14 protein-coding genes are annotated in these 15,515 nt (G+C 67.5%); 6 read left to right on the top strand and 8 right to left on the bottom strand.

What is annotated here, in order from left to right; all coding sequences use genetic code 11:
- Window positions 1-12 precede the first annotated feature (12 nt).
- The gene (locus ACFVBH_RS13530; protein ID WP_354990687.1) at window positions 13-1,533 is read right to left on the bottom strand and encodes a GGDEF domain-containing protein; all 1,521 of its coding nucleotides are present in this window, start codon (window positions 1,531-1,533) and stop codon (window positions 13-15) included.
- A gap of 406 nt (window positions 1,534-1,939) precedes the next feature.
- Here ACFVBH_RS13530 and galK point away from each other — a divergent pair, with 406 nt between their 5' ends.
- From galK to ACFVBH_RS13515, 3 genes are all read left to right on the top strand, one after another.
- Window positions 1,940-3,052 carry a galactokinase gene (gene galK, locus ACFVBH_RS13525; protein WP_379001904.1) on the top strand — a complete coding sequence of 371 codons (1,113 nt, stop codon included), beginning with the start codon at window positions 1,940-1,942 and terminating at the stop codon, window positions 3,050-3,052.
- A 350-nt stretch (window positions 3,053-3,402) separates the two neighbouring features.
- Window positions 3,403-5,148 carry a sodium:solute symporter family protein gene (locus ACFVBH_RS13520; RefSeq protein WP_379001902.1) on the top strand — a complete coding sequence of 582 codons (1,746 nt, stop codon included), beginning with the start codon at window positions 3,403-3,405 and terminating at the stop codon, window positions 5,146-5,148.
- A gap of 13 nt (window positions 5,149-5,161) precedes the next feature.
- Entirely contained in the window at window positions 5,162-5,407 is a 246-nt protein-coding gene (locus ACFVBH_RS13515; protein WP_354990690.1) for a hypothetical protein, read from the top strand.
- Here ACFVBH_RS13515 and ACFVBH_RS13510 read toward each other — a convergent pair.
- Complete coding sequence (locus ACFVBH_RS13510) at window positions 5,404-6,015, bottom strand: HEAT repeat domain-containing protein (RefSeq protein WP_379001900.1); 612 nt, start codon at window positions 6,013-6,015, stop codon at window positions 5,404-5,406. The genes ACFVBH_RS13515 and ACFVBH_RS13510 overlap by 4 nt on opposite strands.
- A gap of 189 nt (window positions 6,016-6,204) precedes the next feature.
- On the opposite strand from ACFVBH_RS13510, the gene ACFVBH_RS13505 reads away from it, so the two are divergent.
- Both ACFVBH_RS13505 and ACFVBH_RS13500 read left to right on the top strand, forming a co-directional pair.
- Window positions 6,205-6,426 carry a hypothetical protein gene (locus ACFVBH_RS13505; protein ID WP_379001898.1) on the top strand — a complete coding sequence of 74 codons (222 nt, stop codon included), beginning with the start codon at window positions 6,205-6,207 and terminating at the stop codon, window positions 6,424-6,426.
- A gap of 46 nt (window positions 6,427-6,472) precedes the next feature.
- Window positions 6,473-6,787, top strand: a complete 315-nt coding sequence (locus ACFVBH_RS13500) for a winged helix-turn-helix domain-containing protein (protein ID WP_379001896.1) — start codon at window positions 6,473-6,475, stop codon at window positions 6,785-6,787.
- Window positions 6,788-6,861: 74 nt separating this feature from the next.
- Here ACFVBH_RS13500 and ACFVBH_RS13495 read toward each other — a convergent pair whose 3' ends face one another.
- From ACFVBH_RS13495 to ACFVBH_RS13470, 6 genes are all read right to left on the bottom strand, one after another.
- On the bottom strand, window positions 6,862-7,362 hold the full coding sequence (locus tag ACFVBH_RS13495; protein WP_379001894.1) for a hypothetical protein: 501 nt from the start codon (window positions 7,360-7,362) through the stop codon (window positions 6,862-6,864).
- 186 nt (window positions 7,363-7,548) lie between these two features.
- Window positions 7,549-8,253, bottom strand: coding sequence for a hypothetical protein (locus tag ACFVBH_RS13490; RefSeq protein ID WP_379001892.1), 705 nt, complete (start codon window positions 8,251-8,253; stop codon window positions 7,549-7,551).
- A 177-nt stretch (window positions 8,254-8,430) separates the two neighbouring features.
- Window positions 8,431-9,924, bottom strand: coding sequence for a PepSY-associated TM helix domain-containing protein (locus tag ACFVBH_RS13485; protein ID WP_379001890.1), 1,494 nt, complete (start codon window positions 9,922-9,924; stop codon window positions 8,431-8,433).
- A 112-nt stretch (window positions 9,925-10,036) separates the two neighbouring features.
- Window positions 10,037-10,612: a hypothetical protein gene (locus ACFVBH_RS13480; protein ID WP_354991270.1), complete on the bottom strand. Its 576-nt coding sequence runs from the start codon at window positions 10,610-10,612 to the stop codon at window positions 10,037-10,039.
- A gap of 64 nt (window positions 10,613-10,676) precedes the next feature.
- Complete coding sequence (locus ACFVBH_RS13475) at window positions 10,677-12,335, bottom strand: acyl-CoA synthetase (RefSeq protein WP_354991271.1); 1,659 nt, start codon at window positions 12,333-12,335, stop codon at window positions 10,677-10,679.
- 187 nt (window positions 12,336-12,522) lie between these two features.
- Window positions 12,523-14,169, bottom strand: a complete 1,647-nt coding sequence (locus tag ACFVBH_RS13470; RefSeq protein WP_379001887.1) for an acyl-CoA synthetase — start codon at window positions 14,167-14,169, stop codon at window positions 12,523-12,525.
- 517 nt (window positions 14,170-14,686) lie between these two features.
- Here ACFVBH_RS13470 and ACFVBH_RS13465 point away from each other — a divergent pair.
- Window positions 14,687-15,499, top strand: a complete 813-nt coding sequence (locus ACFVBH_RS13465) for an SDR family oxidoreductase (RefSeq protein WP_379001885.1) — start codon at window positions 14,687-14,689, stop codon at window positions 15,497-15,499.
- Window positions 15,500-15,515: the final 16 nt, after the last annotated feature.

The raw sequence follows: 15,515 nt of genomic DNA, 5'->3' as shown, positions 1-15,515 counted from the left end.
CAAATTGCGATGTCAGACCGCGGACTCCCGGCGCCACGTGCGCGGACCGGACTCCGGATGACCGTGCCTGAGATCGGCATGAAAAACGTACCCCAGCGAGTATTCCTTCGCGTGATACATCGCCGAATCAGCCTCGCGCAGAAGCTCATACACGGTGGTATCGACGCCGCGCGGACCGCTGCACGCGATGCCGATGCTGGCGGCGATGCGCACCTCGGCGGCGCTGAGCTCGAAGGGTTCCCCGAGGGCGGCCAGCAGCCGCTCGGCCAGCAGTAGCGCCTGCTGGCGGCCCAGCGGGGCGAGCACAACGAATTCGTCGCCGCCGTAGCGCGCGGCGGCGTCGTCGCGGCGGATGATGCGCCGAATACGCGCCGCGGCATTGGCGATGAGCTCATCGCCCACCGCGTGGCCCCAGTTGTCGTTGACGCGCTTGAAGCCGTCCAGATCGATGAACAGCAGCGCGAGCGGCTGATCACCCCATCTGTCCCGATTACGATGCAGCGCCCGGAGCAGGGCGGCGCGGTTCAGGAGTCCGGTCAGCATGTCGTGATCGGCCTGGTACTGCGCGCGCCGTTCGCTCCGGGCGCTGCGTTCGATGGCGCGTTCGCTGCGTAGCAGCACACCGGACAGCAACAGGGCGAACAGCGAGGAGACGACGACGCGATCCATCATGTCCAGGCTGGATCCGACCACCGGCACCAGCGCGGCCACGATCATGGTGATGGCGATGATGCTGGCGCGCTGGCGGGAGCGGTGCGCGTGGATGTCGCGCGGGCCGCCCAGCACCACCATGCTGGGGTGCAGGGCCGCCGCGCCGATGAGCGTGTAGGCCAATTGCAGTGGCATGAGCAGCATCTGGCGACTGGGGTCGGCCGAACCGGCTGCCTCCAGGTTGTAGCCGAGATCGCCGGCCAGAATGGCGAGCAGTGCCAGATACACCAGGCGCAGTGAAGTTTCCGAGCGCGCGGAGGTCACCACCGAGTGCGCCACCACGGTCAGCAGCAGCGCGTCGACCACCGGGTAGACGCAGGCGGTGAGCGAGGTGAGGGTGAGCCCGCCGGCGGCGTGCAGGATGGGGGAGATCAGGAAGGTCCACGACAGCAGCAGCGCGCCGAGTCCGATGAGGCCGGAATCCAGCAGCAGATCGTGATCGGTGCTGTTCTGGCGCGGTCGCAGCCACAGCACCGCGGCCGCGCCGATCAGGCAGTAGCCGCTGAGCAGGAACAGATCGTCGAAGGGGTGGCGCTGCCACTCGGTGAGGGTGCGCAGCGCGGTGCCCACGGTGAACTGCACGGCGGAGGCGGACAGCAGATACCAGGGCAGCGGATGGCGGGGGCGGAATCTGTGCACGCCCGCGCCGATCATGATGAGGCTGAGGGCGACCGAGGCGAACAGCGTCGCGAGTGCCAGTGGACGGGAGTCGCTGACCAGGGGCAGGAGCAGGATCAGTAGCCCGCAGCCGAGTCCCATCGTGCGCCAGCAGATCCGGTGCCGCAGTCCGGACTGACCGGCCGGTTCTCCTTCTGGTGTCACCAGCCCCCCTCGTTCCGCTCCGTCCCCAGAACCACGCCGTCCGTCGATCAGCATCTTGCACAACGGGGTCACGACCGTCGAACTCGTCGAGCGTGCTCGCGGACGTACCGCGCGGTGCTCGAGGGCCCCGGCGATCGAAAACCGAGTGTTGCTGTACGAGCATAGGTCCCAGCCGACGGCGGCCGTGTCCACGGGGGAGGGAGCGCTGCCATCGAGATCTGGGCAACCGCGTCGATCATTACACGAAAGCCCGCACTCTGTAGGCGAGTCCGCCGAACCCGCAGGATCACGGTCCGCGTGACTCGCTATGCTGCCTGCCAATCGAACCGTACGGCCTGCATGACTCTGCGGGAAGCCCTGCGGGCGCCGGGCCGTCGGACCAACCCGAAGCGGAGCGGAGGGCATTGTGGGGACAGCGGCGGGGCGGTGGCACGCGCCCGGGCGGGTCAACCTCATCGGTGAGCACACCGATTACAACGACGGTTACGTCCTGCCCATGGCGCTGCCGCTCGGGGTGACCTGCTCCGCGACCCTGCTGCGCGAGCCGGTGATCCGGCTGCGCTCGCGCCAGGCGCCCTGCGACGGGGTCGATATGACCCTGTGCGATCTGGGAACGGGGGGCTGGTCCGAACTGCCCACCTGGGCACACTATCCGCTCGGGGTGATCCGGGAGTTCGAGCGGCGCGGGCACGAGGTGCGCGGGCTCGAACTCGAGCTGGACGGGACCGTGCCCATGGGTGCGGGGCTGTCTTCTTCGGCGGCGCTGTCCTGCGCGGTGGCCATCACGCTGCGGGATCTGTTCGCGCCCGGCGTGCGGGCCGCCGAGATCATCGACATCGCGCGCACCGCCGAGAACGTGTACGTCGGGGTGCCCACGGGTGTGCTGGATCAGTCGGCTTCCATGCTCTGCACCGCCGGGCATCTGCTCTTCCTGGACGTGCGCACCCAGGAGTACGAACAGATTCCGTTCGAGCTCGAGCGGTTCGGGCTGGAACTGCTGGTATTCGACACCGGTAGTCCGCATCGGCTGGTCGACGGCGAGTACGCCGCGCGGCGGGCCGAATGTGCTGCCGCCGCTGAGGAACTGGACGTTCTGTTTTTGCGGGATGTCACCGATCTCGCGGAGGTCGAACGCCTGGCGGACCCGGTGCTGCGCCGGCGCGCCCGGCATGTGGTCGGTGAGAACGCGCGGGTGCTGCGGGTAGCCGAAAAATTGCGCGCCGGTGCGGATCCCCGTGACATCGGCCCGATCCTGACGGCGGGGCACGTGTCGTTGCGCGACGATTTCGAGGTCTCCGCGCCCGAGCTCGACACCGCGGTGGACAGCGCGCTGCGGGCCGGGGCGCACGGCGCTCGGATGACGGGCGGTGGATTCGGCGGCAGCGTGATCGCCCTGGTCGATCGGGAGGCTGCCGGCGCGGTCATCGCGACCGTGCGAGACGCGTTCGCCCGCATGGGATTCGATGCTCCGCGCACCTTCGAGGTCACGCCCGCGCCGGGTGCGCACCGGCTCGTTTAGGCCACGCGCGTGGCGGCGGAGGCTTAACCTGAAACAGGAACCCTCCACTCGCACATCAGGAACGAGCGAGCCATGGCCTGTTGGTAGTTCGGCGCCCGCGTGGCGCACCGAAATCGCAATGGAAACTGGCGAGCAACTACATCTTTGACGCTTGAATACCTTGTTTACCAGGCGCTTTCCGATGGCCTTTCATGGCGTCGGCGATCCTCCCCGGCAATAGCGAACTCGCGGCTAGTATTGCCCGTCACGGACCGGATCCATAGCCGGGGATCTTCGAGTCACAGCAGTGCTCGCGTCAGACAACAGTCGTGCCCGCGTCATCTCGTGCAGTGTTTCGACAGGAGAGTCGTATGCCGTTCGACGCCAGTGTGCCCGTCGAGGTACACGCGTACGCCGATGCCGTGGCCGCGGCGGGCAGCGGGCTGCGGCTCGATGCGGATCCGATCGATTACGCGCTGATCGCACTGTATTTCGGCTTCGTCCTGGCGATCGGCTGGCTGGCGCGCCGTCAAGTGTCCTCCAGTCTGGACTTCTTTCTGTCGGGACGCTCGCTCCCCGCCTGGGTGACCGGATTGGCGTTCATCTCCGCCAACCTGGGCGCGGTCGAGATCATGGGCATGTCCGCCAACGGCGCGCAGTACGGCATGCCGACCATGCACTACTTCTGGATCGGCGCGGTGCCGGCCATGCTGTTCCTGGGCATCGTGATGATGCCGTTCTATTACGGCTCCAAGGTCCGCAGCGTGCCGGAATTCATGTTGCGGCGGTTCGGGCCCGGCGCGCATCTGGTGAACGCGCTGAGTTTCGCGGTGGCGCAGGTGCTCATCGCCGGGGTCAATCTGTATCTGCTCGGTTCCATCGTGAACGTGCTGCTGGGCTGGCCGCTGTGGGTGTCGGTGATGGTGGCCGCGGTGATCGTGCTGTCCTACATCACCCTGGGCGGGCTCTCGGCGGCGATTTACAACGAGGTGCTGCAGTTCTTCATCATCGTGGCCGCGCTGCTGCCGCTCACGCTGGTCGGCCTGCACAAGGTGGGCGGCTGGGATGGGTTGCGCGGCAAAGTGATCGAGGGGCCGGGTGGGGCCGAGCAGTTGCAGGCGTGGCCCGGCAACGAGATGACCGGCTTCACCAGCAACATCGCCTCGGTGATCGGCATCGTGTTCGGGCTCGGGTTCGTGCTGTCCTTCGGTTACTGGACAACGAATTTCGTGGAGGTCCAGCGCGCGCTCGCGACGCATTCCATTTCCGCCGCTCAGCGCACGCCCATCATCGGCGCGTATCCGAAGATGTTCATTCCGTTCATCGTGGTGATTCCCGGAATGATCAGCGCGGTGCTGGTGCCGCAGATCGCGGAGTTCAAGGCCCAGGTCACGGCGAATCCCGATTTCGAGGGTGACGTCACCTACAACCAGGCGCTGCTCTATCTCATGAAAGACGTCCTGCCCAACGGTTTGCTGGGTGTGGGCCTGGCCGGGCTGCTCGCGGCGTTCATGGCCGGGATGGCCGCGAACATCTCGGCGTTCAACACCGTTTTCAGCTACGACCTGTGGCAGCGGTACGCGGTCAAGGATCGGGAGGACGGCTACTACCTGAGGGTCGGCCGCCTGGCCACGGTCGGCGCGACCGTCGGCGCGATCGGCACCGCGTTCATCGCGGGCAATTTCTCCAACATGATGGACTACCTGCAAACCCTGTTCAGCTTCTTCAACGCCCCGCTGTTCGCCACCTTCATCCTGGGCATGTTCTGGAAGCGGATGACCCCGGCCGCCGGCTGGATCGGCCTGGTGAGCGGGACCGGCGCGGCGATCGCGGTGTTCGTCATGGGCAAGGCGGGCGTCTTCGAATTGTCCGGTCAGGGCACGAGTTTCGTGGCCGCCGGGGTCGCTTTCGCGGTCGACATCGTGGTCAGCGTCGCCGTCACCCAGGTCACCCGCCCCAAACCGGCCGCCGAACTGGTGGGCCTGGTCTATTCCGAAACCCCGAAGTCGGTCCGCACCGATCCCGACGCGGACACCCTGCCCTGGTATCAGCGCCCCGCGATCCTGGCCGGGATAGCCCTCGCAATCGTCATCGCCCTCAACGTTTTCATCGGATAAGAAAGGCGCGTCAATGCTGTTCGATATTCGCACCATCGTCGGCGGACTGCTCGCCTGCTACGGCGTAATCCTGATCATCGTGGCCCTCAGCTACGACACCCAATACCAGCGCGCGAAAACCGGCGGCATAGACATCAACCTCTGGGCAGGCATAGGCATGACCGCCGCGGCCCTGGTCTTCTTCGCCTGGGTCCGCCTCCGCCCGGTCCGCCCCCTGACCGGCTCCCCGGTCCCGGTCGACGAGGACGCCGTCGACTAGCGCAGATTGCGCAGAATCCGTTCGGCGGTCCTCCGGTGCCACTTGTTCTTCGAGTTCGCGAAAGGTTCGACCTGTTCGCGGACACCTTGGGCTCGCAGGCTCGCCAGGGCCTCGAGGGCATGCCCGCACACCGATTCGTCACCGAGCTGGTCGGCCGCGATGGTCGCGGCCTCCGGTCGATGCGACTTACCGAGCCAGTTCACGACCATCTGTCGCGACATGCCCAGGGACCGGTTGGCGGCGATCCCCGCGAGTTCATCGAAGTACTTGTCACCCGCCGGAATCTCGTAGAGCGCGTTTCCCGCACTCCAGCGGGCGTTTTCGCCGATGGCCTTCGAAGCGTCGAATTGGGCGATGAGTGCGAGGATGGCGGCCGATGCCCGTGACTCGCGCCGGTTGAGGGCTTGAACAAGCACGAGCCGGGCGGTGTCACGGTCCGTGTCCGGCCCTGGCCACCGCGCCTCCAGATCGGCGAGCCACTCTGCGAGAACCGCGATGGCTCCGGCAGGATGCCGCGGCGGACGGGGCAGATCGGCAAGCCCCCGAGCGTACCCACCGGCCGCACGGTAGGCACTCAGGAGTTGTTCGGCGGGAGGCAGATTCGTCATCGGTTCACATCCCTGCGCACGACGACTATCGTGCCCGAAGGGTGGAAGGCCGGGCCATGGTGGCCGCCGAGGAGTTGGGTCGGGACAGGTGATGATCGAGACAACTACGATGCCGTGACCTTCGCGAGCGCGTGGTTCATCGGGCCCGCCCCGCGGCCGGATCCGCTTACGGCGGTTGTGGTTCCGGGAATGGAGTTGTACCCGCTGACGCCCCCGATCGTGAATCCGTGGGAGACCATCGTCGCCAGAGGCCGAGGACCGAGCGAGTGTGCGGCGTCGATCTGGTTCGCCACCGGATTTCCTTCGGCGGAAGAGCAAGCGAGCGCACAACTCACCGTCGAGCAGTTGGCGGCCGTGCGATCGGGAGAACAGGTGCTGGCGGTGGTGCACCTGTTCAACTGCGGTCTGTGAGCGGTCGCGGACCGGGACGGTGCGATCCGCGGGAAGCGGGGCGCGCATGGAGCTGACGCCTCAAACCACACTGCGAAACTACCTGCTCGTCGCGTTGTTGGAGCTCGAAGGCACAGCGCATAAGCAGGCTGTTCTCACACGGATGAACGAACGGTTCGGGAAGCGTTTCACCGACGTCGACTGGCTACCTCAGGACTCGAACGGGGAGCCGAAGTGGCAAAACCAAACCGCCTGGGAACGCAACACGATGGTGGCGGAAGGTTTGTTGGAGCGGTATGTCGCCGGAGTGACCGTCAGGGGAGTCTGGACCCTCACGGACGCGGGCCGCACGGCCGCTCGGCATGCCAGCAGGAGGACCTGAGACACCGGTGTTCAGTTCCGGGCCGGCCCGCTACCCCCGCCGGGCCGGCACTCCGGAGTGCCGGGCGCGCCGACTCATAGATCGAGCGGGCACCCACCGACGGCCGAGCCGACAAGGGTGCCCGACCCCGAGCCGCACACCACCGGCCGCAGGGCGTTGACGGTCCGCCTCGCGATGGCTTCGGGTGAGTTGTTGCCGATGATCGTCAAGGTCATCGACTGACTCTCGCCACCCTGCTGTGCGGACACCACATGCTTACCCGCGGTCTGCGGAATCCACGTCGTGGCGAGTGTCCCGGTGTGCTTGGTGCCGTGATTCACCGTATTCGGCAGTGGCGCACCGGAAACGAGTGTCTTTCCGTCGACGCTGATGGTGATCGGCGTAGTCATGTCGAAGACGAGCACGTTCAGCCCGCACGCCACCGTCGTCGCATCACAGGAAAGCAGATCGGCATTGCGATCCAGGAAGAGCCAAACGGGTTGATCTCCCGGTACGGCCGTCGCGGTGCCGGCCGAGAGCGGAACCGCGGCCGCCACCGCGCAACCGGCGGCGAGACGTCCAAATATCTTGTTCATGGCCGGGATTATTTCTGAAGCACTAACGGCTCACATGATTTCGGCCGCCCCCGGTTTCGTGGGCTAGCGGTACCTCGAGGGGGTGAAGCAGATCGTCGCCGGGGCAGAACGTCTGGGGTGTGGTGCGCATGGAGCGGGGCTGTGGCGGTACGAGATCCACAGCCCCGCTTCAGTTTTCGTGCAGAACTACTTCGCCGGGGCCGTGAAGGGCTGGTTGATCGTGGTGAAGTACTGGGCCGCGGCCAGGATCGCCACCGGAGCGGTGATGAAGATCTGGCCGGCGAGGGTGCCCAGGAACCCGGTCGCCGCCGCGCCGATCAGGCAGCCGCCTACCGGGCCCGCGCCGAACATCAGGGCCAGGGGGCCGGTCAGGGCCGCGCCGGCGATCCCGCCGGCGACGCAGCCCAGGGCCGCGCCGCCGATGCCGCCGACCAGGGTCGCGATGCTGGCGCCCAGGGAGATGGTGCTGGTCATGCGTGACCACGCGGCGACCTCGCGGTCGTACTCGGACTTCCACGGCGCCGAGTTCTCGAACGGCAGCGCGACCGGCTGGTAGACCGCGTGCGCCAGGTCGAACCGCGGGGTGAGGGTCGCGGTGCGGCCGGTGATGTCGGCGGCGATGGGGAAGACGAAATCGTCTACGCGAACGCTCAATTCGGTGCCGGCGACGGTGACGCCGTTGTCGGCCTTGACCTTGAACACACCGTCCTCGACCACCAGCGAACCGGCGTCGGTGTTGACGACCGTGTGCTCCCCGGTGGTGGTGACGGCGTAGTTGATCGCGCCGTCCGCGTTCGCCTCGGGAGCGGGAGCCGCGTGCGCGGTGCTCGCGCCCACGGCCAGCATGCTCGAGACGGCGGCGGCGGACAGGGCGAACATCTTGATCTTCATCAGGGGTAGTTCCTCGCGTCTTGTGCGGTCGGGTTCCGCAGTGCAGTGGTGACGATCCAGCGCGCCGGATCGTGACAGGGCGTCCGAATCCGGCGGCACGGCCGGAAGGCGGTGTCGCTGGCAGGATTCGGTTGTGAATGTGTGAAAACCGCTGCCGGGCAGCGGATCAGCGGGAGATCAGGCGGACGCGGCCCGGCGGGCTGCCAAGCCGACCAGCACGTCGAGCGCCAGGAACCCCAGCAGTGGAATGCCGAGCAGCGGTGCGAACCAGCCCACGACCGCGGCCACCGCCACGAACGGAACCAGCACGAGAAGCGGCGTCTGCCGCATGGCCCCGCGCCGCGGCGCCTTACCGGCGCCCAGCTTGCTCGTCTCCCTGGTCGGCCGGCGCCGCCACCACATGAGGTAGCCGCGCACGACCACGGTCAGCAGCGCGAGCATGGCCACCAGCAGCACCAGCTGATTGATCAGCCCGAAGGTGACGCCCATGTGCAGCCCGATGCCGAGGTTCGTGGCCTGGGCCATGAGCGGCCAGTCCGAGAAGCGCAGCACGTCGGTGACCACACCGGTCTCGCCGTTCACCGCGATCGCATCCTGCGTGTAGACGAAGGGCCGCCGCAGTTCCTTGGCCACGAACGCGGTGTTGTCCGCCGCCGGAATGCTGATCTCCAGTGGTCCCTCGAGCCCGTTCGCCCGGGCCACCGCGTAGGCGGTGTCGGCCTGCGCGGCCTTGTTCGCCGCGGGCTTGGGCGCGGCGGGCTTGCCGCCGTGATCGGCGTGGTCGCCACCGGCGGCCGCGACCGGACCGGTCGCGCCGGGCAGCTTCTGGTCGATCGCCGGGGTCATCCAGCTCAGCTCCTTGCGGAGCTCGCCCACATTCTCACCGGCGTACTTGGACCAGGTCATACCGGTCGCGGAGAGCAGCAGCACCACCGGCAGCACCCACAAACCAACGACCGCATGCCAATTCAGCGTGCGAGCGCGCGGCTTGGAGCGATCGACCCGCAGCAGCCAGCCCGCGGACCGGCGTTCGCGCCGCGCCCGCACCCGGCGGTACCAGAGCACCAGCCCGGCCAGCGCGATGAGCCACAGCCAGGACGCGGCGATCTCGCTGTAGTAGCGCCCGAGGTCACCCAGGTGCAGAGTGCGATGCAGGGTGTCGATCCAGGTGCGCGTGGGCAACTGACCCGAACTGCCGTAGACCACGCTCACGCCCTGCGGCTGCGCGGTCACCGGGTCGACGAACACCGCCCGCCGCTCGGACTCGCCGAGCGAGGGATCGGTGAAGATCACCCGGGTGGTGTCGCCCGCGTTCTGCGCGGGCGCGACCGCCGCCAGCGACAGGTCCGGAACCTGGGCGGTGGCCGCGGCGATCTGCTCGGCGAGCGGCTTGGGCGCACCCGTCGAATCGGTGTGCAGCAGCCCGCGATCGACGAAGTTCTCGATCTGCGGCGCGATCGCGTACAGCGCACCGGTGACCACCGCGATCAGGATGAACGGCGCAACGAACACGCCGGCGTAGAAATGCAGTCGCAGCATCAGCGCCTGAAAGGCATTGCCCGCGCCGCGTTTGGTGGAGCCGGTCGACGGTTTGTTCTCCGTCGCGTCCGACTTTCCGGTAGGGGAAGGTTGCGGTGCCGAGGAATCGACACCGCTTTCTGTGATTGTCACGAGCGGTCTTTCGTTCGAGGAAATACCCCGGTCGCCGAATACGGCGATGGCACACGGAGAACAGCACCGTGCGCACGGGGATGCGGGACTCGATCGAGCCCCGGAGAAAAGATCAGCCTCGAACGAAGGCGGGTGGCCCGCGGGTGCGGAAGGCGTCGGCCGCGAGCACGCGCAGCACGACGCGATCGCGGTGCGGAATGGGCAGCGCGGGCGGCCCGGACAGCACCGGCAGCGAAATCGGAACGGGCAGCGCCCACGTCAGCACACCGCTGACGATCCGGTACGCGGCCTCGGCGCCCAGAATCACCACCGCCGCGACGCAGGCGGCGCTCAGGTGCGCGGCCAGCATGGCCGGACTCCAGACCGAGGCCTGGTGATGGCCGTGATGCCCGCCGCCCGGCGCACCCCACAGCATGGCGAAGTGCCCGAGCAGTTGCCCGCCCAGCAGCGCCGCGACGAGCCCGAGCCGGGTGGTGCGCAGGACACCGATCCCCGCGACGAGCGCGCCGACCGCGGCGGAAGCGGCCACCAGCAGCGTCAGCGCCTCCGATTCCAGGGGCGCGGCCCCCGAGATCCAGCCGTGCGCGGCGACGGCGAGCGCCCCGGAAATCGAACCGGCCGACCCACCGCGCAACATCGCCGCATCACTGCGGATATGCGCCGAGGACCGGCCGGACACGAAACTCACGTGCTGATGATAACCGAGAACGAACCGCCGAATTCCCGCGCTTTCATTCCGATTCCATCCGGAACTATTCGGTGGGGACGGACATTTCGATCAGCGGCTTGCGCAGCAGCTTTCCGGTCGCGTTGCGGGGCAGCTCGTCGAGGAAGATCACCTCGCGCGGCACCTTGTAGCGCGCCAGATTCGCCTTGACGTAGTCCTTGATCTCCTGGGCGTCGCGCGCGGAGTCCGGACCCGGCACCACGATGGCCCGCAAACGCTTGCCGAACTCCCGATCGTCGACGCCGACCACGGCCGCCTCGAACACGTCGTGCCGGTTGGAGAGCAGGTTCTCGACCTCCTGCGGGAAGACGTTCTCGCCGCCGGAGACGATCATGTCGTCGTCGCGGCCGTCGATGAACAGCATGCCGTCGGTGTCGAAATGCCCGACGTCGCCGCTGGAGATGAGCCCGTCGACGCTCTCCTTGGTCCGGCCGTCGGTGTACTGCTTGAACGAGTGGCTGTTCTCGATGAAGATCGTGCCGGTCACGTTCGGCGCGGTGATGCGCTTGCGGTTCTCGTCGTAGAGCGCGATGCGAATGCCGACCGGGGCGCGGCCCGCGGTGGTCGGATTCTTGCGCAGTTCCTTCGGGGTGGCCACGGTGATGACCGCACACTCGGTGGAGCCGTACAGGTTGTAGAGCGAATCGCCGAAGTAGTCCAGGGCGCGGGTCACCACGTCCGGCGGGATCGCCGAGCCGGCGGCGAACAGCACGCGCAGGGTCTCCGACGGCTGGTACTTGGCGAGGGTCTCCGGCGGCAGATCCAGGATGCGCTGAATCATGGTGGGCACCACGGTCAGGCCCTGGGCCCGGTACTTCTGGATGTTGGCCAGGGTGGTCTCGGGGTCGAAACGCCGCTGCTGGAACACCACTCGGTTGCCCAGCGCGATCGAGATGGTGAACTGCGACAGGCCGGTGGCGTGGAAGATCGGCGCGGCCATGACGACGGTGCTGTTGCGCGGCAGCGGAATTCGGTCCAGGAACTGCGCGGTGATGAACGGGCTCACCTTGTCGCGCGGTGCGCCCTTGGGCGTGCCGGTGGTGCCGCTGGTCAGGATGACCATGCCGCCCGGACTCGCGGGCGGGGTGAGCGGGGCGGTGGACTGCCCGGCGGCCAGCGTCTCCAGGGTCGGGATGCTCGGATCGGCGTCGTCCTTCTCGTCGACCCAGGTCAGCACGCGCGGAATATCCTCGGGGATCGCGCTCATCAGGTCGAAGAACTCGCTGTCGTGCAGCACCGCCTTGACCTTCTCGCGCGCGCTCACGTCGGCGAACTGCGGCTTGGCGAAGCCGGTGTTCATGAGCACGGTGCGCACGCCGAGCTTGCCGGCCGCCACCAGGGTGAGCACCATGCCGCGATGATCACGGGCCAGGACACCGATGACGTCGCCGGGCTCGATGCCGCGCGCGGCCAGGCCGCGGGCGATGGCGCTGGACTGCTTGTCCAGCTGTTCGAACGTCATCTCGCCGCGCTCGTCGACGATCGCCGCGGACTTCGGGTTGGTCGTGGCGCCGTGGATGAGCGCACCGGCGAAAGGCCCGAACTTGGCGATATTGAGGGCCGATTTCACCGCATGATCCAGGCGCAGCGGGTTCACCAATCCACCGCGGACCATGGCGTTGATGCTCAGCGCCGCATCCCCCGCCTTACGAATAACCGTGCCTGCCGATAGGGCTGATGACATGGGTACAACCTTCCGCGAATCCCCTGCCGGACGAGTCGGCTTTCGGTCCGCAACCTCGATATCCAGTACGGGCCAACCCTAGCAAGCAGCGAGCGTATCGATGTGGCCGAGGTCTCTGTTACTTCAAGTATCGAATATTTGGCCGGCGGCGTGGTAGGCATTACCTCCCCGGGTCCCCGCGCGGGACTCAGATCTGGTATTCGAGCAGTGTCTTGCGCAGCAGCTTGCCCGTGGCATTGCGCGGGAGTTCATCGAGAAACACGACATCGCGGGGGACCTTGTAGCGGGCGAGGGTGTTCTTGACGTGCAGCTTGATCTCGTCCGGATCGGGCTTCTCGCCGGGCTCGGGCACGATGAACGCCCGCAGCCGCTTGCCGAACTCGACATCGTCCACGCCGATCACGGCCGCGTCGAACACGTCGGCGCGCTCGAGCAGCAGATTCTCGACCTCCTGCGGGAAGACGTTCTCCCCGCCCGAGACGATCATGTCGTCATCGCGGCCGTCGACGAACAGCAGGCCGTTGTCGTCGAAATGACCGACGTCGCCGCTGGACATATAGCCCTCGATGATCTGCTTGTGCCGCCCGTCGGTATAGCCCTTGAACGGTGACCCGGAGCGAATGAATATGCGGCCCTTGACATTCTTGGCCCGAATTCGTTTGCCGTCGTCGTCGAAGAGCACCACCTCGCAGGTGGTGGGGGAGCGGCCCGCGGTGCCCGGCGCGACGGCCAATTCCTCGGGTCGCGCGACCGTGGCGACCGCGCATTCGGTGGAGCCGTACAGGTTGTAGAGCACCGGGCCGAACACCTCGGCGGTGCGCTGGCTCAGCTCCGGCGACAGCGCCGACCCCGCGATCACGATGCCCTTCAGCGATGAAGTGTCGTACTTCGCGCGAATCGCCGGGTCCAGCTCCACCATGCGATGCAGCATGGTCGGCACCGCGACCATGAAATCGGCCCGGTGTTCGGCGATCAGGCGCAGCGTGCGCTCGGCGTCGAACCGGCGGCTGGTCACGACCTTGTTCCCGAAGGCCACCCCGACCAGCCAGGTGCCGAAGCCGGTGGAGTGGAAGATCGGCGAAACGATGATCATCGTCCCGCCCCGGGGGAAGTCGATGCGATCGACCATCTGCACGGTGGACAGCGGCCCGGTCTTGTCGCGCGGGGCGCCCTTGGGCAGGCCGGTCGTGCCGCTGGTCAGGATGATGAACCCGCCCGGCTTCTTGGGCGCGGGCAGCGGGGTCGGCGCGTTTGCCTCGATGAGCGCGTCGAGAGTCGTTGCCCCGGAGGGTACTTCGACGCCCTCGTCGACCCAGGTCAGCACCCGCGGCAGTTCCGGCGGCAGGGCGTCGAGCAGGCCGAGGAATTCCGAGTCGTGCAGTACGACCTTGACGTTCTCGCGCTCGCACACCGCCGCGAACTGCGGCTTGGCGAACCCGGTGTTCATCAGCGCCAGCCGCGCGCCGAGTTTGCCCAGCGCGGCCATGGTCAGCAGCAGTCCGCGATGATCGCGGGCCAGCACCCCGACCACGGTTCCGGGCTTGACGTCCATGCGCTGCAAACCGCGAGCCAGCGCGTCGGACTGCCGGTCGAGTTCGCCGTAGGTCAGCTCGCCACGCTCGTCGGCGACGGCCGGGTTGTCGGGAAACAGGCGTCCCGCTCGCCGTACGGCCGTCGCGGGCGGCCCGAAAACCCTTGACTCCCTCAAGGTTCGGAGCATTTCCGCCGGATCGCGCGGATCGCTCAGCCCCAGTTCCCGTAACCGCTTGAGCCCGCGCACCGCCTCGGCCGTATGCGCGATTCGCTCGCGTGTGGATTGCAGGACCGAGGTCATCGGGACCACCTCCGGAAGATGTTCCGCCGCGCGCCCTGCGGCGGGTTATCGCCACGGTAGCAGCGCGGTGTGACCTGCATTACACAAATTCGGTCAATTCGGACATTTGCCGACCGTGTGCACATCTCCCGCCACTCTTCACCTCGGCGTTACCTGCCGGACATCCGCATCGGTGAGAGTGCGGTGTCCCACTTTCGGGACGATACGGCTACCGATCGATGAGGTTCACCCCATGGAACTGCTCGAAGTTTTCGCTAATCTCGTGACGACCCTGCTCAGCGCGGCGAGCGGCAGCGCGTCCCTGTAGCGGTGAACGACCATGGCCCGCGGGAGATTTCCCGCGGGCCATGGTCGTTTTCGTCATCCGTGTGTCGCCGGCGCGCGGGCGGGCGTGATCGCGGTTTCGGAATTCGGGTGGCTTGCGGTGCGCCGGGGTGGCCGGCCCGTCCGGGCGTTTCGTCCGAGCTGATCGGGGCGAATCGCCTCGAGGTGCGCTTTTCGGCCGGAAAATGGCTGGATGACAGAGCTATTCGACTACTCGGGCCGCACTGTTTTCGTGGCCGGTGGTACCAGCGGCATCAATCTGGAAGTGGCGCGGGCCTTCGCCCGGGCGGGCGCGAGCGTGGCGGTGCTGTCCCGCAACCGTGACAAGGTCGACGCCGCGGTGGAGGAGCTGGCCGAATACGGCGGCTGGGCGATGGGTTTCGCCGCCGACGTCCGGGACTACGAGGCGGTGGCGGCGGCGCTCACGGCGGCGCGCGAGCAGTTCGGCTACATCGACGTGCTGGTGTCGGGCGCCGCCGGAAACTTTCCCGCCGCGGCGGCCGACATGTCCGCACGGGGTTTCTCCGCGGTGGTGGACATCGACCTCAAGGGCACGTATCACCTGCTCCGGGCCGCCTACGAACACCTGCGCAAACCCGGCGCCGCCGTCATCAACATCTCCGCGCCGCAGTCGAGCATCGCCATGGAGATGCAGGCCCACGCGTGCGCGGCCAAGGCGGGCGTGGACATGGTGACCAGGGTGTGCGCGCTGGAATGGGGCCCGGCCGGGGTCCGCGTGAACGCCGTTGCCCCCGGGCCGATCTCGGGCACCGAGGGCATGGCCCGGCTGGCGCCGACGCCCGAGCTCGAACAGGTCGTCACCGAATCGGTGCCGCTCGGCAGATACGGCAACGCCGCCGAGATCGCCGACAGCTGCCTGTGGCTCGGCTCGCCCATGGCCTCCTACATCACCGGCGTGGTGCTCCCGGTGGACGGCGGCTGGTCGCTCGGCGGCGCGGCGCAGCTGTTCGCCGGCGTGCGCAAGATGTTCGCGGCCACCCCGTGACCGGCCGGCCCGCCCG

It is taken from the genome of Nocardia sp. NPDC057668, from assembly GCF_042799795.1.
Classification (GTDB): domain Bacteria; phylum Actinomycetota; class Actinomycetes; order Mycobacteriales; family Mycobacteriaceae; genus Nocardia.
The sequence above is the reverse complement of the archived record's forward strand: the minus strand, read 5'-3'. Positions and strand labels throughout refer to the sequence as shown.

What these genes read in the sequence shown, in the direction of transcription:
- ACFVBH_RS13505 (WP_379001898.1), top strand. Translation starts at nt 6,205, where the DNA reads ATGGAGTTGTACCCGCTGACGCCCCCGATCGTGAATCCGTGGGAGACC.
- ACFVBH_RS13490 (WP_379001892.1), bottom strand. Translation starts at nt 8,253, where the DNA reads ATGAAGATCAAGATGTTCGCCCTGTCCGCCGCCGCCGTCTCGAGCATG.
- ACFVBH_RS13515 (WP_354990690.1), top strand. Translation starts at nt 5,162, where the DNA reads ATGCTGTTCGATATTCGCACCATCGTCGGCGGACTGCTCGCCTGCTAC.
- ACFVBH_RS13510 (WP_379001900.1), bottom strand. Translation starts at nt 6,015, where the DNA reads ATGACGAATCTGCCTCCCGCCGAACAACTCCTGAGTGCCTACCGTGCG.
- ACFVBH_RS13495 (WP_379001894.1), bottom strand. Translation starts at nt 7,362, where the DNA reads ATGAACAAGATATTTGGACGTCTCGCCGCCGGTTGCGCGGTGGCGGCC.
- ACFVBH_RS13500 (WP_379001896.1), top strand. Translation starts at nt 6,473, where the DNA reads ATGGAGCTGACGCCTCAAACCACACTGCGAAACTACCTGCTCGTCGCG.
- ACFVBH_RS13475 (WP_354991271.1), bottom strand. Translation starts at nt 12,335, where the DNA reads ATGTCATCAGCCCTATCGGCAGGCACGGTTATTCGTAAGGCGGGGGAT.
- ACFVBH_RS13465 (WP_379001885.1), top strand. Translation starts at nt 14,687, where the DNA reads ATGACAGAGCTATTCGACTACTCGGGCCGCACTGTTTTCGTGGCCGGT.
- ACFVBH_RS13470 (WP_379001887.1), bottom strand. Translation starts at nt 14,169, where the DNA reads ATGACCTCGGTCCTGCAATCCACACGCGAGCGAATCGCGCATACGGCC.
- ACFVBH_RS13520 (WP_379001902.1), top strand. Translation starts at nt 3,403, where the DNA reads ATGCCGTTCGACGCCAGTGTGCCCGTCGAGGTACACGCGTACGCCGAT.